General features: G+C 59.1%; 15 protein-coding genes and 6 pseudogenes. 13 read left to right on the top strand and 8 right to left on the bottom strand.

The window, feature by feature from the left end; genetic code table 11:
• Positions 1-179: pseudogene (locus C489_RS22760) on the top strand (RNA-guided endonuclease TnpB family protein); the annotation flags it as partial.
• Positions 180-197: 18 nt separating this feature from the next.
• Positions 198-641 (top strand): annotated as a pseudogene (locus tag C489_RS18535) (DUF7546 family protein); the annotation flags it as partial.
• 36 nt (positions 642-677) lie between these two features.
• Here C489_RS18535 and C489_RS18530 read toward each other — a convergent pair.
• From C489_RS18530 to C489_RS18520, 3 genes and pseudogenes are all read right to left on the bottom strand, one after another.
• Positions 678-1,679: a potassium channel family protein gene (locus C489_RS18530; protein ID WP_006432891.1), complete on the bottom strand. Its 1,002-nt coding sequence runs from the start codon at positions 1,677-1,679 to the stop codon at positions 678-680.
• 50 nt (positions 1,680-1,729) lie between these two features.
• Positions 1,730-4,000: a heavy metal translocating P-type ATPase gene (locus tag C489_RS18525; RefSeq protein WP_394296305.1), complete on the bottom strand. Its 2,271-nt coding sequence runs from the start codon at positions 3,998-4,000 to the stop codon at positions 1,730-1,732.
• 48 nt (positions 4,001-4,048) lie between these two features.
• Positions 4,049-4,273, bottom strand: a pseudogene (locus tag C489_RS18520) (permease); the annotation flags it as partial.
• A gap of 316 nt (positions 4,274-4,589) precedes the next feature.
• On the opposite strand from C489_RS18520, the gene C489_RS18515 reads away from it, so the two are divergent.
• The 4 genes from C489_RS18515 (at position 4,590) to C489_RS18500 (ending at position 7,787) form a co-directional block, all read left to right on the top strand.
• Positions 4,590-6,056: an amidohydrolase family protein gene (locus tag C489_RS18515; protein WP_006432888.1), complete on the top strand. Its 1,467-nt coding sequence runs from the start codon at positions 4,590-4,592 to the stop codon at positions 6,054-6,056.
• Between the two features lie 286 nt (positions 6,057-6,342).
• A complete protein-coding gene (locus tag C489_RS18510; protein ID WP_006432887.1) occupies positions 6,343-6,723 on the top strand; it encodes an SHOCT domain-containing protein in 381 nt (126 codons plus the stop codon).
• Between the two features lie 14 nt (positions 6,724-6,737).
• Complete coding sequence (locus C489_RS18505) at positions 6,738-7,391, top strand: hypothetical protein (protein WP_006432886.1); 654 nt, start codon at positions 6,738-6,740, stop codon at positions 7,389-7,391.
• Positions 7,392-7,499: 108 nt separating this feature from the next.
• On the top strand, positions 7,500-7,787 hold the full coding sequence (locus C489_RS18500; RefSeq protein WP_006432885.1) for an amphi-Trp domain-containing protein: 288 nt from the start codon (positions 7,500-7,502) through the stop codon (positions 7,785-7,787).
• A gap of 80 nt (positions 7,788-7,867) precedes the next feature.
• On the opposite strand, the gene C489_RS18495 is transcribed toward C489_RS18500, so the two are convergent.
• On the bottom strand, positions 7,868-8,392 hold the full coding sequence (locus C489_RS18495; protein WP_006432884.1) for a winged helix-turn-helix domain-containing protein: 525 nt from the start codon (positions 8,390-8,392) through the stop codon (positions 7,868-7,870).
• 197 nt (positions 8,393-8,589) lie between these two features.
• Between C489_RS18495 and C489_RS18490 the strand changes: the two genes are divergently transcribed.
• From C489_RS18490 to C489_RS18480, 3 genes are read left to right on the top strand one after another with little or no spacing between them, the layout of a single operon-like run.
• The gene (locus C489_RS18490) at positions 8,590-8,805 is read left to right on the top strand and encodes a heavy-metal-associated domain-containing protein (protein ID WP_006432883.1); all 216 of its coding nucleotides are present in this window, start codon (positions 8,590-8,592) and stop codon (positions 8,803-8,805) included.
• A 4-nt stretch (positions 8,806-8,809) separates the two neighbouring features.
• The gene (locus C489_RS18485) at positions 8,810-10,825 is read left to right on the top strand and encodes a heavy metal translocating P-type ATPase (RefSeq protein WP_006432882.1); all 2,016 of its coding nucleotides are present in this window, start codon (positions 8,810-8,812) and stop codon (positions 10,823-10,825) included.
• A 25-nt stretch (positions 10,826-10,850) separates the two neighbouring features.
• Positions 10,851-11,504, top strand: coding sequence for a hypothetical protein (locus tag C489_RS18480; protein WP_006432881.1), 654 nt, complete (start codon positions 10,851-10,853; stop codon positions 11,502-11,504).
• A 33-nt stretch (positions 11,505-11,537) separates the two neighbouring features.
• Here C489_RS18480 and C489_RS22755 read toward each other — a convergent pair.
• The 3 genes and pseudogenes from C489_RS22755 to C489_RS22750 form a co-directional block, all read right to left on the bottom strand.
• Positions 11,538-11,990, bottom strand: a pseudogene (locus C489_RS22755) (site-specific integrase); the annotation flags it as partial.
• A 70-nt stretch (positions 11,991-12,060) separates the two neighbouring features.
• Positions 12,061-13,293, bottom strand: a complete 1,233-nt coding sequence (locus tag C489_RS18470) for an RNA-guided endonuclease TnpB family protein (protein ID WP_006432879.1) — start codon at positions 13,291-13,293, stop codon at positions 12,061-12,063.
• Between the two features lie 353 nt (positions 13,294-13,646).
• Positions 13,647-13,802 carry a hypothetical protein gene (locus C489_RS22750; protein ID WP_239642084.1) on the bottom strand — a complete coding sequence of 52 codons (156 nt, stop codon included), beginning with the start codon at positions 13,800-13,802 and terminating at the stop codon, positions 13,647-13,649.
• 565 nt (positions 13,803-14,367) lie between these two features.
• Here C489_RS22750 and C489_RS22975 point away from each other — a divergent pair.
• The 3 genes and pseudogenes from C489_RS22975 to C489_RS18455 all read left to right on the top strand — a co-directional run.
• A pseudogene (locus tag C489_RS22975) lies at positions 14,368-14,829 on the top strand (MFS transporter); the annotation flags it as partial.
• Positions 14,781-15,810: pseudogene (locus C489_RS22970) on the top strand (DNA polymerase domain-containing protein); the annotation flags it as partial. The pseudogenes C489_RS22975 and C489_RS22970, both read left to right, overlap by 49 nt.
• Before the next feature lie 1,187 nt (positions 15,811-16,997).
• On the top strand, positions 16,998-18,275 hold the full coding sequence (locus C489_RS18455) for a Cdc6/Cdc18 family protein (protein ID WP_006432877.1): 1,278 nt from the start codon (positions 16,998-17,000) through the stop codon (positions 18,273-18,275).
• Between the two features lie 362 nt (positions 18,276-18,637).
• Here C489_RS18455 and C489_RS18450 read toward each other — a convergent pair whose 3' ends face one another.
• A complete protein-coding gene (locus tag C489_RS18450; protein ID WP_006432876.1) occupies positions 18,638-18,961 on the bottom strand; it encodes a hypothetical protein in 324 nt (107 codons plus the stop codon).
• 191 nt (positions 18,962-19,152) lie between these two features.
• Between C489_RS18450 and C489_RS18445 the strand changes: the two genes are divergently transcribed.
• On the top strand, positions 19,153-20,112 hold the full coding sequence (locus C489_RS18445) for a helix-turn-helix transcriptional regulator (protein WP_083902845.1): 960 nt from the start codon (positions 19,153-19,155) through the stop codon (positions 20,110-20,112).
• Positions 20,113-20,146 lie beyond the last annotated feature (34 nt).

Here is a 20,146-nt window from a genome sequence, read left to right as displayed (position 1 = left end):
GGGACGCGAATGCGGCGCTGAACGTCTTGCAGCGCGGCTTTTCTGAACTAGGGCTGGGATGGCCCGAAGACACGCCTGTGGAGACTGCACTCCCTACGGACACTCATTCGGTGTCTGCAAAGCGCGTCATCGAAACAGGAAGCCCCACCCTCAACGAAGCCGCACCAGCGGCTGAGTAGGGTGGGGTAGTTCACCTCCTCTTCGTATTCTATCTCTCGGGGTTACTCGGTCTGAGTTCCTCTCATCTCGGGGCACTCACTGGTTCGTACGGTGTCGGAATGACGTGGGGCCGGCCACTGGGCTGGAGTCCGGTTCTGCTCTATACTGGAGATTTGATCACGGTCACAATCATACCGTACCAGGCGGTTGGTCTGGTTGCGCTGTCATATCTCGTCTACGATGCGTTGCTCGATCTCTCACAGTCGGCGGTCGGAGGTATCGTCGGGATCGCAGCGTGTCCAGCCTGTGTCGGCCCATTATTTGCTCCGCTACTCGCGGGTGGGATCGGTGGTTCCTCAACGATGATATTACTGGGAGTTTACGGTTACGAGATTGCGACCATCCTGTTCGTCGTGGCTGTCGGGATACTCTACCATCGAAAGCAACTCACAAGGCTGTACCACCAACTGCGAACAGAGTGATTTTGGAGGTGGATGATCTTTCAGAAACAGGATGGGTTACTCGGTGCGTTGCGTAGGCCACTGTCGCACATCGGATTCGACCAACCCGAGTAATAACCGTCTGCGCTTCTTCATCTCGTCAAGTGATGTCTCGAACTCCTCGTCCGAAACGGTTGGGATATCCGCTTCGCGGAGGAGACAGAGGTCTAACGGGGGAGGGGGGCTATCCGCAGGATCAACGAACGACTCGTGCAGCGTTTCGAGGTAGTTTTCGATGCTTTTGCGGGCGGTTCGAACGACGATCTCGTTCGGTCGGTGTTTCTCCGAGACGCCGAACCGAATGAGCGTCAAGGCCTCGTCGAGGGCTACGATTTCGACGGCTGGGGAACGGTCAGCCTGAGCGCTGTGAAAGTAATGGAGAACAGGGTAGGCCTTGTGGTTCTCCGTAAGGACGGTGAGTTGGGTTACGAAGGTATTCAATGGCACATCAAGTCCCTGAAATTTCTCTCCGTTCCAAGCCGTTCGAACGATTTCCTCGCTGTGCGTTCCGAATCCGCTTACATTGGCGGCAAACGCGCGTTTCTGGGTGACTGCATCGAGAACTGACAGCGTATAGGTGACGCTGAGCGTCACGAAGAGCAACCCGCTTCCCGTTGCGAGTATCGTGATAAGCTGCCAGATTCCTTCCCGAGGAGCAAAATCGCCGATGCCAAGCGTGAAAAACGTGTACCCGGCGAAATAGATCCGATCGGTCCACGACACGGGGCCGCGGTTGAGCGTATCGATGAGAATATTCTCGGCCCCAGCGAAGACGAGAGTCCATCCGATCCAGAGCAGTAGAAGCCATACAGAGAGGCCCAAAACGAAGGTCAGCGGCCCTGAGAGGCTGAGAAGCCGTGAATTTTGGGCACTAATCTGTTGTAGTAATCGCCACGTCCACACCATCAAACGAGACGTAAGTGGACCAGCCCCGCCCTCAACCCAGAGCGTTGTCCAGAGAAGATCGATTACGGCCCCGACAAGAAGAATCACGCCAAGAGCGAGATAAATAAGGTTCATTTTACTGCTGAGCGATGTGACGGCTAATTTGCTGTCGATAGTCATTCATTCTAGTCGGCCGGTTGTGCGCCTCTGTCTGATGACACGTCCGGCAAACTCGGGATGGAAAGATCGATCCGCCGGAGCAGTTGCGCGTTGATCGCGACGATAACCGTACTCATCGACATCAACAGCGCGCCCACAGCGGGCGACAGCAGAATCCCGATCGGCGCAAGGACGCCCGCTGCAAGCGGAATTGCGAAGATGTTGTACCCGGCCGCCCAGACGATATTCTCCTGCATCTTCCGGTAGCTCGCCTTGCTAAGTTTGACGAGCCGAACCACGTCCATCGGGTTGTTCTGGACGAGGATAACGTCAGCCGACTGGACCGCGACGTCGGTGCCGCTCCCGATAGCGATGCCGACGTCTGCTCGCGTCAGTGCCGGCGCGTCGTTCACGCCGTCGCCAACCATCCCCACGAGCTTGCCCTGGTCTTGGAGTTCCTGAACTTTTTTGTCCTTGTCTTCAGGGAGAACCTCAGCGAACACCGTGTCGATGCCCAGTTCGTCGGCGACGGCGTTGGCGACGTCCTGGGAGTCACCAGTCAGCATCGCTACCTCAATGCCCAAGTCATGGAGGGCGTCGACGACGCGGAAACTCTCCTCGCGGATCACGTCGGCCATCGCGAACGCGGCGATCAATTCTCCTTCGCGAACGAGATATACGACGGTCTGAGCGTTCTGCCCGGCGTCGTCAGCAAAGCGTTGGAGATGATCGGGAACGTCGCGATCAAGCTGGGTCAGCAGATTCGGCCCGCCGACGTACACCTCGTTTCCATCGACGTTCGCTCGGACACCCCTGCCCTTGATCGCCTCGAAGTCGGTCGCGTCGGGTGCAGTGAGGTCTTGCTCCTCGGCGGCTTCGCGGATGGCACGCGCAATCATGTGCTCGGAGTCGCTCTCGACGGCCGCCGCCAGCGCGAGTGCGTCGTCTTCGTCGACGCTGTCGACGGTCGCCATGTCGACGACACCGTGTTCGCCTTCGGTGAGCGTCCCCGTCTTGTCAAAGATGATGGCGTCTAGATTCCGTGCGTCCTCCATCGCGATGCGGTCGCGCACGAGCATCCCGTTGCGAGCGGCGAGTGACGTGTTGATCGCGACGACCAGTGGGATGGCGAGGCCGAGTGCGTGTGGACAGGCGATGACGAGCACCGTAACAACGCGCTCGATAACTGTTGCGTTGAACGATATCGCGATTGTCCACGCGATTGCTGTCACGACTGCCGCCCCGAGGGCGACGTAGAACAGCCAGCCGGCCGCACGGTCGGCCAGCACTTGGGTTTGGGACTTGCTCTGCTGGGCTTCCTCGACGAGTCGCATAATACCCGCGAGCGTCGTCTCATCTCCTGTCGCACCGACACGAACGCGGAGGCTCCCGTCGCCGTTGATCGTCCCGCCGATGACCTCGTCTCCGGGTTCTTTCGAGACCGGCTTCGACTCGCCGGTGATCATCGACTCCTCGACGTCCGAATCACCCTCTTCAACGATGCCGTCAGCAGGGACACTCGCGCCCGGCCGGACGAGCATGAGGTCGCCCTCGGAGAGTTCGCTCACCGGGACTTCCTCGGTGTCACCGGACTGCGTCCGGTTGCCCGCGGGACTTCGTCCCGCGCTGTCGCCGTCGTCGGTAATCCGCTCGGCGGTATCGGGCATCAGTTTCGCCAGCTCGTCGACCGCGCTCGAGGCGCGTCGAACGGACCGCATCTCGATCCAATGACCGAGCAGCATGATGTCGATCAGCGTCACGAGCTCCCAGAAGAACGCCGACTCGGTCGGGAAGAGCACGCTCGCGAGGCTGTAGACGAACGCGACCGAGATGGCCATCGAAATCAGCGTCATCATCCCCGGTGACCGGTCTTTCAGTTCCGGAACCGCCATCTGGAGGAACGGAACCCCACCGTACGCGAAGACGACTACCGCGAAGACGGGGTTGATCCACTCGCTACCCGGGAACGCTGGGACGGAGAAGCCGAGCCACTCCTGCAGCATTTCGCTGTACAGGAGGACGGGAATCGACAGGAGCGTCGAGACGAAAAAGCGCCGACGAAACATCTGCTCGTGGCCCTCGTGCATCCCACCGTGGCCGTCGTGTCCGTCGTGCCCATCGTGCTGACTGTGTTCACCGTGGTCCGCTTCGCCCGGGGGCTGAGGTTCACCCTCCGTTTTGAGGAGCGATTGCTCACCCCGCCCCTCAGTCTGTAACTCGTCGTGCCCACTATGTGCGTCCTCGTCGTGATGCGTATGGCCAGTTTCATCAACCCCCCTTTCGGGTTCGTCGTCCATTACCGACCAATTGACTCCGAGGGTGCTTCAACATGGAGGGTACTGTGAGTTGACACGGCTTCTGAACAGGCTGACACCTACCGGACATTCACTGGATCGCATACTGCCGACGAAGCTGATGACGGCGATGGCGACGCCCATGATCGCGTTCTCAGCGGTTACGAGTAGGCCGTCGCCCTGGATGAACAGGGTATTCCAGACCCACTGGGGGACGAACACGATGACGAACCCGGAGATGAGAAAGCCCGCGACGACGTCCTTCCAGATCATTGTAGGGATCATCTATTGCAGTTCTCCTTAGAGGATACCGAGTCCTATGGCAGCCGTAGTTTGGTATCATAAGTGTTTATCTACAGTTATCTAGCAGAGGGTGGAGAAATACCGCACACCATCACATGCTCCGTGAAATACCTCTCTTGATCCGTAAGGGAAATAGCATTAAATCGCGCAAAATTATCGTGATCTGATGGGAGCCAGAAAGACCAGAGATATTCAAACGAGTTCAATCACCACTGTTCGGACCAACAGTGTTCGCCAGACTGTTCGTTCACCTAGTGATGAATCTGCCACATTCACGTTCTAATCCACAATGAGTGCTGACTTGGCAATCCACGATGCCCTCGTTCTAACGGTCGATGAGCAAAATCGATTATACGAGCGTGGGACAGTTCTCATTAACGATGGCTCCGTCCAGAAAGTGCGGCCGTCACGTGCCGAGGACGAAGCGATCGAAGCCACCACCGTGATTGACGGCGACGGGAAGTTGGTAATGCCCGGATTAGTGAACGCCCACACGCACCTCGAACTGACACCGCTCATCGGTGCGTTCAGCGAACTCGACCTGCAGGAGATGCTGGGGAGCGGGACGGCCCTCTTCAACCGGTTAGGGCAGGGCGAGTTCGAGTATCTCGTCGAAGCGGGCGTCGACCTCGCAGCTCTCAATTTCCTTCTTGGCGGTGTCACGACCGTGAACTCGATGGACGCACGGCCCGCCGCAGGTGCAGAAGCGTTCGGCAACGCAGGGCTTCGCGGGTTCTTCGGCCCGGCGATTTCGGACCTCTTCTGGGACCAGTCCGTCGATCAGCAGTTCTCCCGTGCCCGCGAATTCATCGAAGAATACCACTATACGTACGATGGCCGAATCAGAGCGACGATCTGCCCCCACGACGATTGGTCGTGCACCCGTCAGCTGTGGGAGCGGATTGCGTCCCTCGCTGCTGAGTACCCGGACCTGCTCGTCCACACGCACTTGCTAGAACTCGAGGAGAGTAATACGATGGCGCGAGCGAACGGCGGCGAGGACTCGATAGGATTGCTCGACGACGTTGGGCTCTTGGACGACCGACTGATTGCCGCTCACTTCCGCCTTGCCGACGACGAGGACATCCAGCGAACCGCCGAGGCGGACGCGGCTGTTGCGCACTGCCCGTCCGTCTTCTGTTACTGGAATCCGGACGGAGAGACACAATGGACACCCGTTCCCGAGCTTCGAGCCGCAGGCGTCGATGTCGGGTTAGGGATTGACGACCACTACTGGCACGACTCGTACAGCATGTTCGGAGAAGCGCGGCAAGCTCGGCTGGCGGCAAATCTCAAGCGTTCGGCTGGGCAGTTCGACTCGATGGAACTGATACGAATGCTCACTATCGAGGGAGCTCGCGCTCTGGGGATCGGCGACGAGATCGGCAGTATCGAAGAGGGAAAGCGTGCGGATATTATCCTCCTCGACGTCGACAAGCCGAAGTTCACGCCACTAACCAATATTCCCGCACACGTTGTGAACAACGCGGTCCCGGCCGATGTCGAGACAGTGATCGTCGATGGCGATATCGTCCTTCGGGACGGCGCGCCCGTGACGATGGATGCAGACGACGTACGACAGCGAGCAAATCATGCTGTCGAACGTTTCGTTGACGAGACAGGCTGGGAGTTACACGTTGGTGGTAGCGAACCGCCGACCAGCATCGAGACTGTACGGGATCTTCCAAAGCGTGGCCCTGCGCGACTCCTGACTCGCCTCGCGATTCAATCCGGGCGTGATCGGTTCTCCTTCTAACAGAGTGTCAAAGGACAGTCCGCACATCCATCAGCGCGATAGACGGAGCAGCCGGTCTTGCAGTACACTCTTCAAGGATACGCCGGCTATCTTCGCACGATCCAGACCGGTGAGTCAGCGTGACAGCGCGAAATAGACCAGAATGAGATTGGATTCGAATGCAGAACCGGTTCAAAGCCGGGATATCGAAAGTATTTGCGGGACAAATCACAAGAAGAAAAGACACAATCGCATTGAATAGGGACCCCGTAGTGAGTGCTAGAGACGGATCTCACGGAGGGAAACTATGCCTGACAAAACAGATGAGACACGACTCATTACGATTGTCCTCATTGTCATCGGTGCATTCGTCTTCTTCCCAATGCTCTTCATGGGCTTCGGGATGATGGGAGTTGGCCCGATGATGGGTGGCACGTGGAGCGGCCATATGTGGGGCGATGGGACGATACCAACCTGGATGTTTATCGCTGGTAACATCATGCAACTCCTGTTCTTGACCGCTCTCATCGGCGGTGGCTACCTCATCTACCAAGCAATAGCAGGGAATGAAAACAACTCAGACCAAGCACTCGAAGAACTCCGGCTCGCGTATGCTCGTGGCGAATTGAGCGACGACGAATACGAACAACGACGAGAGGCGCTTGAGCGCGACACGGAGTCGCAATAAGACTGATTCGAGGAATGGCGGGCACACCCGATCACCATCCCACAACGGCCCACCCGTCGATCCCGGCCTGGCTCGACCGATATACAACGTTGGGCCTCTACGGACTACTCGTCGGGACGGGACTCTGTCTGATCGCATTCGTTACGAATCCAGTCCCTGATCCCTCATTCCCTTGGGCGACGCTGCCGGAGTCGCTCCGACTTCCCTTCGAGCAACCACGGATCGAGCACTGGCCCGTGACATACACTCTCGGCATCTGGCTGTGGATCCTCGGATTTCCGGCGTTGTTCCTCGCTGGCTACAGACGATTCGGTGCTCGGACGCCATTCGGCTCGACGACATGGCTCGCGGGACTTCCCACGCTGGCGATGTTCGGCTGGACGACGTACTGTCGATTCTTCTGGCCGAAACTCCATCCACCGACCTGGAATGCCCCCTCCTACACGTTCGTCTGCTGGCTGTACTGCTCCTCATATGACGTGGTCTGGAGCAATGCAGCCTATGTAATTGCGCTTCTCGGCATCGTCGCGACGCTCCTCACCATACGACACCAGGATGCAGATGAGTATGTCCTTCTCGGATTTGGATTCCTCGCACTCCCCCTCGGATTACCAGCTCTGTATGAGGGATACCGACGGACAACGGAACGGCAACCTGAGGAACTGTGACCGGAGGTTGGTTTCAGCCCTGTGATAACATTGGTGTATGATGATTCTGGCTCAAGCGGGGGTAATTTAGGGGATTCACTTATCGGTGCAGGCAGCGTATCGTTCAGTATGCCTGAAGAAGTCCTGTTCAAATCAGAGAGTGGCCAGACCCGAGAAGAAATCGCGTCGTATCTCCGCAGCGTCGCTGATAAACTCGAACAAGGTGACGCAGTCACACTCAAATCCGGTTCCGAGTCCGTGACAATGGAACCACCAGCGCGCCCGACGTTCGAGGTCAAAGCCGAGCGCGAGGGACCAGCGGACGGTCCCGGTGAATTGAGTATCGAGTTCGAACTCGAATGGGATGAGAACGGCAATAGGGAGGACAGTGGGAGCGGTCAGTTAGAAATTGAGTGATCAATTCGCTGCCTTCAGCGACCGGTGGTTTCGTGCCGTGTCGTATCTGATGAAATCCCAACAATCCCGAGTTTTCTCGCTCAGGAGTCTCTGTGGGCGCGAACGAACGCACGTCGGAGGACAGTCAGGAGCACGTACGTCTCGTACTTCTGGGTCCGACAGTGCTCGCAGGGCTGCATATCCGCGACTATCTCATCGATCGCGTCGTCGTACTCGTCGGTGAGCGTAGCGAGCGCATCGGTAATCTGGGGCTGGACGGCGTCGATCATCTCCTCGACGGCGGGGTCAGCCGAGTCCGGCAGCAAGTACGAGAGGACGATCGTATTCGCATGATAATACTTCGTCGTCCCACCGCGACCCTCTTCGAAGCGAACGACGTCGACGAGGTCGGCGTCCCGTAACTCGTTGATGTGGTGGCGGATCGTGTTCTCTGTGCGGTCGACGCCGCGATCGGCGAGGCGCTCGTGGACCCCGGTCGCGGTCAGGGCCTCGTCGGCCAGAATATCGAGGATCATTGCCCGCATCGGTTCGTCGATCGCGTCCGAAACCCGGGTGTCTCGCACCGCAATGTCCTCGAGACGGTGGTCGGTACCGGAATTACTCATACGAGAACTGAGCATGAGCACGCGGGAAAAAGTAGCGGACGCGAGCGAAGAGGCGTCACCGAAGAACTAGTTTCGAACGGATCCACGAGGGCGAAAGCCCTAGACGACCTATTTGACTGTTCCAACGACCCGTTTCCGTATTCAAACATATCATCTAAAAAATACTTATTGGGGTAGGGGCACTACCTCAAACTGTAATGAGCAACACGACCCAGTTCCGCGTCCTCGACTTCGACTGCCCGACCTGTGCGAGTACCGTCGAACGCGCCCTCTCGAACGTTGACGGCGTCCAGCACGTCGAAGTCCACTACGCGACCGGCCGCGTCGAAATCGAGTACGACGACAGCGTCGCTGACCCCGACGCCTTCGCACAGACCATCGAAAACCAGGGGTACACGCCCCAGCCCGCCTAACACTATGAAAAAACAATCGATCACGCAGTACTACCGGAAACACCGGAAGGCCATCGTCACGGCGACGAGCGGCCTCCTCTACGGCGGCGGCTGGAGTCTGGGCTACCTCACGAGTTTCGAGATGGCAAGCGCCGCCATCCTCGTCCTGGCGACGATCGTGGGTGGCTACGACATCGCCAAGACCGCCTACCACGAGGTCACCAACCGGACGCTCGGCATCAAGACGCTGGTGACGCTGGCCGCTATCGGTGCCATCGTCATCGGCGAGTACTGGGAAGCCGCCGCCGTCGTCTTCCTGTTCAGTCTCGGCAGCTACCTCGAGGGACGGACGATGCGGAAGACCCGGACAGCCCTCCAGGAGCTGCTGGAGATGACGCCCGACACGGCGACCGTCCGTCGTGACGGGGAACTCCAGGAGATCCCCGCCCGCGAGGTCGAAGAGGGCGAAGTCGTCGTCGTAAAGCCGGGCGGGAAGATTCCGGTTGACGGGACCGTCGTCGACGGCGAGAGCGCTGTCAACCAAGCGCCGGTCACCGGCGAGAGCGTGCCCGTCCACAAGGCCGACGGCGACGAGGTCTACGCCGGGACGGTCAACCAAGAAGGCGCACTGGAAATCCGGACGACGGGTGCAGGCTCGGACACGACGCTCGAACGCATTATCCGCCGCGTCGAGGAAGCCCAGGAGGCCCAGTCGCCCACGGAGAGTCTCATCGACCGGTTCGCGAAGTACTACACGCCGGCCGTCATCGTGCTCGCTATCGGCGCGTATGCAGTGACGCAGAACGCGATCCTGTCGCTGACGCTGCTGGTCATCGGCTGTCCCGGGGCGCTTGTCATCGGGCCGCCGGTCAGCATCGTCTCCGCCATCGGGAACGCCGCCCGGTCGGGCGTCCTGATGAAGGGCGGCGACCACCTCGAACGCGCCGGCAAGATCGACCTCGTCGCTTTCGACAAGACCGGCACCCTCACGAAGGGCGAGACCACCGTCGCCGACATCGAGGGGTTCGGCGTTGCTGATGGTGAGGTTCTCTCGCTCGCGGCGACCGCCGAGAAGAAGAGCGAACACCACCTCGCCGACGCCATCGTCGACGCGGCCCGCGAGCGACCGACGGCTGCGACGGACGGTGGAGCGACGGTCGCCCAGGCGGACGACACGGACGCCAGCCTCCAGTCGGTTCCCGACCCGGACGACTTCGACGTGGTCGCCGGCAAGGGCGTCATCGCCCATGTCGGCGTCTCCGGCGAAGCCGGAGGCTCGTCGGACGAGTCCGACGGTGGCCACGAGGTTATCGTCGGGAACCGTGCACTGCTGGACGACCGCGATATCGACATCCCCAGTCAGGTCACCGACTACGTCCGCGAGCGTGAGGAACGCGGCGAAACGGTCGTCCATGTCATCCGGGATGGAGACATCATCGGCGCGATCGCGATGCGAGACGAACTCCGGGAGGCCGCCCCCGGCGTCGTCGCGGCACTCCGAGACGCCGGCATCGAGACGGTGATGCTCACCGGCGACAACGAGCGGACGGCGGCCGCCGTTGCCGAGGAGGTCGGTAGGGAGGCCGGTGAAACCGGCCTCCGAAAACGTGGCGGCGACGCCGCCACGCAATTCGACGAGTACCGCGCCGAACTGCTTCCCGAGGATAAGCAGTCCGTCATCGAGGCTTACCAGGCCGACGGCCACGTCGTTGCGATGGTCGGCGACGGCATCAACGACGCCCCCTCGTTGGCGACCGCCGACGTCGGCATCGCGATGGGTGCCGCCGGGACGGACACCGCCATCGAGACGGCTGACATGGCGTTGATGGCCGACGACCTCGAACGCATCCCGTACGCGGTCAAACTCAGCAAGGCGACGCGATGGAACGTCCTCGAGAACGTCGGACTCGCGGTGTTGACCGTGACCGTCCTGCTGGCGGGCGTGCTCACCAGCTACGTCACCCTCGCCGCCGGGATGCTCGTTCACGAGGCCAGCGTCCTCCTCGTCATCCTCAACGGGATGCGACTGCTTCGCTACTGACCACTAGACACTATCACCACCACTCATGACACCGAATTCCACTGCGACTGACGGAACCCAGACTAGAACCAACTGGCAGGTCGACTACGACGTCGATCCGATCGAAATTCGCGACCCCGTCGCGGAGGCCCTCGGCGTCCTCGAACCGGGCGAACCGTTCGTAATCACCTACACGGACGCCGTGAAAGAAGCAGGGCACTCCTGTCCGACCGCCTCGGGTGCCTACCGGATTGCCCAGCTCGGACTCGACGGCCTGTATTCCGATGACTATCCAGTCCGAAGCGAGATCGAGGTGCAGGCGGCCGGCCCGCGAGACGACGCTGCCTACGGCGTGATGAGCCGCATCATCTCGTATGTGACTGGCGCGACCGAAGACGACGGCTTCAGCGGGCTCGCCGGGGGCTATGGCGGCCGCCGGGACCTCCTGCGCTTCGACGCCTTCGATTCGGACACGGTGGAGCCGACGTTCCGGTTCCGACGGACTGACACGGGCGAGACCATCGAAGTGACCTACCACGTCAGCGACGTTCCTGACGGTGGACCCGCAATCGGGAATCTCCAGGGGATTCTCGATGGGTCGGCAAGCGACCAGCAGCGGGAGGCCTTCGCCGACGCCTGGCACCGCCGCGTGCAGGTCGTCCTCAGCGACGACTCGCTATTCACCGTCGAAGCGGTGTGAACGCGGCGGTATACCCCTTGCACCCGATATAAGCTACCGCGGTATACTGTCGATTTCCTCGAGCGCCTCGGTAGCGACATCCCCTAATTCACCCGCCACAATATGCGAATACCGATCTCTTATCATCTCCTCTGAGTTATCGAGCTATCGAGCTGCAACCGTGTAGCCAAATGCTCAAACGAGAACCTCGCCCATCCCACGTCGACCGCCGTGGGGCGCGAGATAATCGTGTTTCGGATGATCGATATCAATCTCCGCTGCTTCGGAGAGTCGTTGGAGAATCGACCGTGCTCCGTCCGTCGTAATCGATGGCGGTCGGACATCCTCATCAAGCGCCAGCAAGAGGTCACAAGCGTACTCGCCCCGTCGTTCGTTGATTGTTTCGGGCCGCAATCCTCGATCCACCAGCTCATCTTGCACGAGCCCCGCAAACGGCCGTCGGTCGAACGCCGGAACCACTGGCCAGCGCTCCGTTGGCGGGTCCTTGACATCCTCCACCTGCCTGAAGGCAGGGGAATCCCCAACATAGGGAATCCAGCCTGCTACTGGAGAGGTTTCAGCCCCACTCCGCAAGCGTCGTCTGTGCGAGTTTCGCACTCGGCTCACGGCGGGCTGTGGCACTGTCAAGTGTGCTCCCATCCCGAGGCGAGTCATCGCGATCCGATTTCCAAGAAACGCTCTCTCCCCACGGGTCAACGCGACCAGCGATGTTCGCTGCTGCGTTGATATCTGCTTGATACTCCGAAACCCAACACTCTGGATTCGTACACGTGAACTCGGCCTGCGACCCACGCCGTCCGATGTGACCGCACGCGTGACACGTTTGGGACGTGTATCGTGGGTTCACGAACTCGATCGGAATTCCGGCTTCGAGAGCCTTGTCCTCGATACGCTCGGTGAGGCGTGCGAACGCCCACGAGTGAAGCCGACGGTTCATGTACTTCCCATAGTCGAGGTTCTCACGGATGTACGACAGGTCCTCGAGTACGATCACAGGATCTTCGAACTGCTGGGCGTACTCAACGGCTTCTCGAGACGCCTTCTCGACGATATCCGTGAGAGCATTCTGATAGTGGTCGAACCGTTCGTCTACGCGCCACTGCTCGGCGTCGCGTTCCTGAAGACGCTTGAGCGTCGTGTGCATCTCCTTTCGGAGTGCTCGCGAGCGTCCTCCGTCGTAGATGAACGGTTGGGTTGGAGTGTCATTCTGGCAGGCACAGCCCGTCAGAAGCTTGGATTCACCAATATCGAACCCGACTCGAGTCGGCTCGTCCGATATCTCTGGTTCAGCTACCTCGTACTCGACGGTGACGTGCAACATCCAGTTTGTGCGATGCTGTTGGAGTCGGAACTCACCGACCGTAACACTCTCATCGAGCAGATCGAACCAGAGCGATTCCTGTTCAGGGTTAATACGGAGAGGAATCCAGAAGGCGTTGCCACGTCCAGCCTGTGGAACGCGCCAGCAGAACTCGTGTTCGCGTTCGTCGGAGTGGTCGATCCGGAAGCCCCGATTCGTGAAGCGAACAGGGTGATTGCCCTCGAGTTCCGAGGTGTTGTACGTGTTTCGGAGTTGCGGGACGTAGCTCTTGAGCGCGTCCTTAGCGTAGGACGTGAGCGTGTAGGGTGTAACGATGTCGTTGACCGCCGTCTGCGTCTCCGCACCACTCTCGAAGGCATCCAAGAGCGCACGTCGATAGGTCGCCACGGTACGCTCGAGCCGTTGCTCTTTATTCGCCGTTGGTGGCGCGAGCGTAGCCTCGAGTGTTTTCGTAGTCGTAGCGACCATCCTACGAACAGTCATACACAACCAATGCATATAAAACGCATGAAAAGTGCACTAATGTATGGGGAAAGAAGTGCGATTTACGGTAAGCGAGGAACAGCACGAATGGCTAACCGAGCTCAAAGACGAGCGCGGATACACTTGGAAAGGACTAATGCTGGAAGGTGCGAAAGAGCTGGATTCCAGCACTGGAGACTGAATAGTGGAACGTGTGATCGAGTGACGCGCTTCCTCCCGCGCCTAAAGACGCGGGTATCCGCGCTGTGGTGTCTATGAGGAGGGTATCGTCCTCAGGTCGGCACTCACGCATTACAGTCCGAGCCAACGGCCACTGAGATAACCGCTTCGGCCGGTCACTAGTCCTTCGATTCGAGCCACTCGTCCAGCTCGTCGAGTGCGGCCTCGGAGATGACCAACTGATCGTGCTCGTCAGACCGAAACCGATGCTCGCTCTCACGGCGCAATGTCACGTGGAAATGCGGTTGTGAAAGCGAGATGGTCTCGTCGGTCACAGCACAGACGCCCACGCCACCATCCGAGTTCATCTGGCGATTAATAGTCGAGACGGTCCACTCAGAGTCGCGGTCGGGCGGCGACCGGCCGCGAAAACGAGCGGTTCTGGCGGTTGTCATACACAACAGTCGGGGCTCGAGAGGGATGTGCCCATCGGGTGAAAGGAGGTGGTACGCGAGACGTGGGGACTCGCTGTCCCTGTCTTCCGACCGGCCGCCCTGCCGGCCATGCGGTCACTCACCGGCCGGAGAGATAGGGCTTCGGGACGGTTGCAGTTGGTGAAAGGTAGTCCGCCTAACTCAGCATGTAGTTCGAGAGTACGCTCGGAACGGGAAGAAGACCGATCGTCGATCATCGGTCCTCAACTTCTACGACCTGCTCACTTCTCAAATCGCGCTAACTAGACGGTGCCAATTCCATTACTTCCTCATTGATCGGGACGTTTGCAGTTTGTCGGAGCGAACTGGCAATACCACTGCCTAGTCGGAGAGTGGTACGAACGCCACGCTGTCTCTATTGTTCACTGTTCGAAACTGCTTTTTCGCCGGATTCGAAAGGAACGCCGTGAACGAGGATCGCCTACAGTTTTGGTCACTCTATCTTGCCCGATTCGCGGAGGGGTTCGGCTTCGTCACGCTGATCACGCTATTACCATACTATATCAACGCACTTGAGCCGACTGACACGACGGTTCTCGGACTGACGATTAGTGCCGGACTCATTGTTGGCCTCTACACGACGGGATTTACCTTCGCTCAGACGTTCACTGTTATCCCGATCGCGTGGGCCGGCGACCGATTCGACAAACGAACCGTGTTGCTCGTCGTACTCGGAGTAGGGGTTATCGTTTACGCGCTATTCCCGCTCGTCGACTCGAGTGCCTCTTTCATCGCGATTCGCGGGCTACAGGGGATTGTTGTTACGGGGACCGGTCTAATGACGCTCTCGCTGGTCGGCCAGCTCGCCGATGTCGGGACTCGATCTGCGACGAGCGGGGCTACCTCGTCGACGTGCTGCAGCCGATCATCGACGCACGCGACGAGATCAAGGCGGCCATCCGTCGCGAAAAGGATCGAGACGACCCCGACGAGGACCGCCTGGCTGAACTCGAAGGGCGGTCGGGAGCGCTGAAGTGGATCCTCGTTGCCTGCTTCGGCTATCAGGGGTTCAGCAACGCGAAGTTCGGCCGCATCGAGTGCCACGAGGCGATTAATGCGTTCGCTCGAGAGATTCTGCTGACGGCGAAACAACAATTGGAAGCCGGCGGCTGGCGGGTCGTCCACGGCATCGTCGACTCCATCTGGCTGACCCCGGACCCCGACGTCGACGACGAGGACCGTAAGGACCTCGAGACGCTCGCGACGGAGATCACGGAACGCGTCGAGATTCGGCTCGAACACGAAGCCCACTACGACTGGGTGGCGTTCGTACCACAGCGCGAGAGAGACGCCGGCGCGTTGACGAAGTACTTCGGGAAGGTCGCCGGCGACGACGACTTCAAGATCAGAGGCATCGAAGCCCGCCAGCGCTCGACCCCGCCGTTCATCGAGGACGTCCAGCAGGACTGTCTCGACCGGCTCGACGCGACTCGATCTCCGGACACCGTACTCGATTGTCTTCAGGACGCAATCAAGCGCCTCCACGCTGGAACGGTGCCGGTCGCAGCTCGTCGAACGGAATCGTGTCTCCAAGCCGCTGGAAGGGTACACGCAGAACACACAGAACGTGGCGGCGCTGAAGCGGGCTCGGGACCGGGACCTCGCCATCCACCCGGGACAGGATATCAAGTACGTGGTCGTCGACGACAAGAAGAGTTCGCGAGAGCGGGTCGCGTTGGCCCACGAAGAGGTAGAGTCGTACGATGCGTCGTACTACGAGACGCAACTCGTCAGAGCTGTCGAGAGTGTGCTGTCACCGCTTGGCTGGGATCGGACGGAGATTCAACGCGAGATCGCGGAAACTCGGGAAACGGACTTGGCCGCCTTCACCGAGATTAAGAGAGATTAACCAACACTATCGAGGTATCGAGAGATTTGTTGGTTAATACTGAGTGGAGACACGGAAGGGACTGGAGAGAATACCTCGCCCACACACCCCTCGTCCAGAGTGAAAAACCAATCAGAGGTGTGGGGTGAAGTCCACGGGAAACGGGGGTTCTCGTGGGAGAAGATCAGCAAGAATAACGGAAAGACTGCCTGAGACGGGAGAACACGGAAGAAATGGAACAGCAAACACGAGCAGCGGTTCGAAACCATCCGGACGAATGCCGCCTTCGTCCTCTTCCCTGTGCTGAATGCACTTGGGGAATGGTAGGAGGTAGGTAGTAATAAAACCTCTAGGTGATACTATGAATATTGGTATGTTTAGAGGAGCTTCGACTGTGTGACGACTGCTGTTCGAGGGATACTCGTCCCACGTATTGTGATTTCGGCACTTCCCAGCCGACTCGTCGTGTGGTTTCCGCCGGGTCAACCGAGGGGACTCTCGTAGCGTTTCACTCTGGACGAGGGGTGTGGGGGTTCGATTCCGTCGTCAGTGTATTATGAGACGTTGAAGGAACAATCGTCATTCTGACTATTCGCCAACCAGCTAAGCGGCATCAAAGCCGAAATCGGGATTGGTATCTCCTGATCTTCCTCGTCAACCGTAATCAAGACACCCAATCCCGACAGTTCCGACTGTACCCTGCTTTGCTTCGGCTGGAGATCTGGCCTGCATCTTCACTCTTGATTGGGGGTGCCGACAAACGCTCGTCACCGTCACTTGAGGTTCACACTCCACTCCAGCTCGTCACACCGGCGCTTTCACTCTGGACGAGGGGTGTCTGCTGTGCGTCAGACGTCCAATGCCGATGTGTCCTCTCATAGAAATGATTGATTACCCGGTTCGGGAGATACACTCTGGACGGGGGGTGTCGCCTCAACCAAGTACTCTGCTCACCGGGTGGAGGGCTATTCACTCTTGACCAGGGGTGTGTCAAACCCGCTCCAGTCCGGCGTTTTCACTCTGGATTGGGGGTGCCGGTCTGCGTCGGTAACTCTCGCTCCGAATCCGGTTTCACTCGGGGCCGGCTCGATCCTTTGTGAGGATGATACGGCGGCGATAAAACATCAGAAGACGGCCATAGCCCGATTTACACTCTGGTCGGGGTAGCCAAATCATTAAGTAGGTCCCATCCGCGATGTCTGATATTGATGGCTGAGGAACCGTCCCAACTCTCTGACTTCGACGGCCGCTACGAGGATCCCGCTGACGATCCCCTCTTCGACTTTGATGAAGACGACCCCGACCGAGCCAACATTTTCGCTCGCAAGGAGCTGCTGAAGGTTGGCTACGTCCCTGAAAGCGGACGTATCGTCGGCCGAGATGGCGAGATCAAGGCCGTGGCTGCTGAACTCAGGCCAATCGTTCGTGGCGATCCGCCCAACAACGTGATTATTTACGGCAAAACGGGAACCGGGAAGTCACTAGTTGCCCGTCACGTCACCGAACGAGCCCGGCGAGCCGCGGAGTCGAACGGTGTGTCCGTCGGCACGGTCTACGTCGACTGCGCGCAGCATAACACACAGACACGCGTCGCGAGGACGGTGACTCGTTCACTCAACGAGACGGACGAGACTGACTTCGATATTCCACGCGCAGGGATTGGCAGCGGTGAATACTACGACTATCTCTGGGAGATTCTGGATACTGCCTACGAGTCAGTCATCATCATTCTCGACGAGGTGGACCGACTCGATGACGATGATATTCTTATGCAGCTCTCGCGGGCTCGCGAATCGGGGAAAGCGGATTGCCACCTGGGCGTCATCGCAGTCAGCAACAAGATCGAGTATCGCGACCAGCTGAACGAACGCGTCAAGTCCAGTCTTCGCGAGGAGGAGTTCGTTTTCCAGCCCTACGACGCGAATCAACTGCGCGAGATTATGAAGCACCGACGGGACGCGTTCCACGATGGCGTTCTCTCTGATGATGTGATTCCGCTGACGGCGGCTCTAGCCGCTCAAGAACACGGTGACGCCAGAAAGGCAATCGAAATTCTTCGTCACGCCGGCGAACTAGCCGAGCGAGAAAACGTCGATACAGTCGTCGAGGAACACGTTCGCGATGCCCAGGAGTGGGCTGAAATCGATCGGTTCGAGGAGCTTCTCCGGGGGTCGACGACTCAGGTCAAATTCATCCTCTATTCTCTCGCGCTGCTCACCGAAGAGAATCCGAACGAGGACGGGTTTTCGACCAACCGGATTTACGAACGGTATCAAGCGACGACAGAGAAGGCTGACGCGAAGACTCTCAGCGAGCACCGCGTCTATGAGCTGTTGAAAGAGCAGGCGTTCCTCGGTGTCGTTGAATCTACTCGGACCGGGGGTGGCCGGGGTGAAGGCAGTTATCTCGAGCACCGGCTGGTTCAGGATACCGGCATCGTGCTGAAATCTGTCCTCCGGGACAGCCGGTTGGAAGACCTGGCCTAGCTCCCGTTTCGGTCGCTGACCACACCCCTGATCACGAGTGTATCTCTCGATACGTCGGAAACATGAGGTGGGTGATCCGAGGTCGTCTTCTACTCCCAATAATCGACTTTGGCCGGGTGACGAAACGACGGAAACGTGGGGGGTGTGATCCCCTTGATCGTGGCTGCGTTCCCTCCACCGATCTCCAGTTACGACGGAAACGTGGGGTGGGTCTGTTCTCTCCGAGTGTTACCTGTCTGGGCTGACCGGACCCATTCACACTGAGGGGTGTGAGGTGGGTTGAACCCATTCACACTCTAGGGGATGTCTTCTGCTGCGCTACTAATTGCCTCGACAAACACCCGGCTACGGTTCACCACCGTCTATTCGTCGGGACTGACTGGACCTTTATACTGGGAACGAACTTTTTCGCCTTCTCGCCACTGCCAGTAGTAGTAGCGGTTGTTGTTAATCTCCTTGATTGTGATCATGGCCTTCGTCGGGACGTCGTCCGGCAGATCGTCTGGTCGCTCTTCGACCTCTTCTTGATCTGCCGACTCCTCGAGACGGGCCTCTCGTTCCTTGTGCTCGGCGAGCGCTTCGGCGTACGTAGCAATGTCTCGGAGCCGTTCCGGGTCCGATTCGTTGAGCGTGTTAACGATCTCCGTCGGGAGGTTCGCCGGTGGGGTCGGGGGTTCGTAGGACATCGACTACTCTCGTATTAACCAACACAACCCGCTAATCCATAGTTTTGTTGGTTAAGACGACTTGAGCGGTTCTTGTGTCTGCTTACTGTAACACTACTCGAAACTTCTTTATATACAAGTTCGTACTATGTTACACCGTGCTCCGCCGCATCGAACTCGAGGTCCTCGCCACGGTCGACCGCGGCGACACGATTTCCGAGCTCGCGACGAAGCTTGACCACAGCGAGAGCTACCTCTCCCGTGCCNTCGAGGTCCTCGCCACGGTCGACCGCGGCGACACGATTTCCGAGCTCGCGACGAAGCTTGACCACAGCGAGAGCTACCTCTCCCGTGCCATCGCCGATCTCGTCGAGAAAGGACTCGTCTACACGGAACGTGACGGCCGCCGAAAACGAGTCGTCCCCTCGGATGCTCGCGCCATCGAACTCTACCAAGATCTCGTCCGCCAGCACTCCCACATCCACTTCCCCGAGCTACTGACCGGGAAGGCACTCGAGGTGCTGTACTACCTCGACCAGCCGCGAACGGTCTCCGAGATCGCCGACCGGAGCGACAACTACCGCAATACGGTCAACCGAGTCCTCAAGCGGTTTCGCGACCGTGGTCTCGTCGGGACGGACGACGGCCGCTATGACTTCAACGCCGACTTCGACCGCCTCCACGAGCTCGCACGTGAACTTGCACATCATCTGCATCGCCAACGCCTCGAAGCCGTCGCCCCGAAGGGCACGATTCTCTGGGAGGACTCCGACGAATTCCTCGCCCAGGCCGAGACGGAGATCGGCGCGGAGGCGTTCCACGAAACCGGCCTCGCTCTATTCGCGGCCTACGACCTCCAGTTCCTGCTCACTGGGCATCGCTACTACTTCTACTCCGAGGAGCTCGACGCAGTCTCGCCGGGGGAGCTGTGTTGTCACACGCTGCTGATCGACGACGGCAGCCGCCACCGCTCGTACTGTCTCCTTCTACTCAGTCACGTCGACGTTGACGAGGAGGATCTCCGAGAGCAGGCGGCGAAGTATGACCTCAAAGGCGAAATCGACGCCTTGCTCCGCTACCTCGAGACGCACGGCGAGGTCGACACCAACCAGTTCCCGGAGTGGGACGGGTTCCAGGAGCTGGCGGCTGACTACGAAGTACGACTATCCTGAGACCGAACGTCGTCGCCAGCCGTGGCATCAGCTA

It is taken from the genome of Natrinema versiforme JCM 10478 (assembly GCF_000337195.1).
GTDB classification, from domain to species: domain Archaea; phylum Halobacteriota; class Halobacteria; order Halobacteriales; family Natrialbaceae; genus Natrinema; species Natrinema versiforme.
Note: the sequence above shows the minus strand (reverse complement) of the source record. Positions and strands in the feature narration are given on the sequence as shown.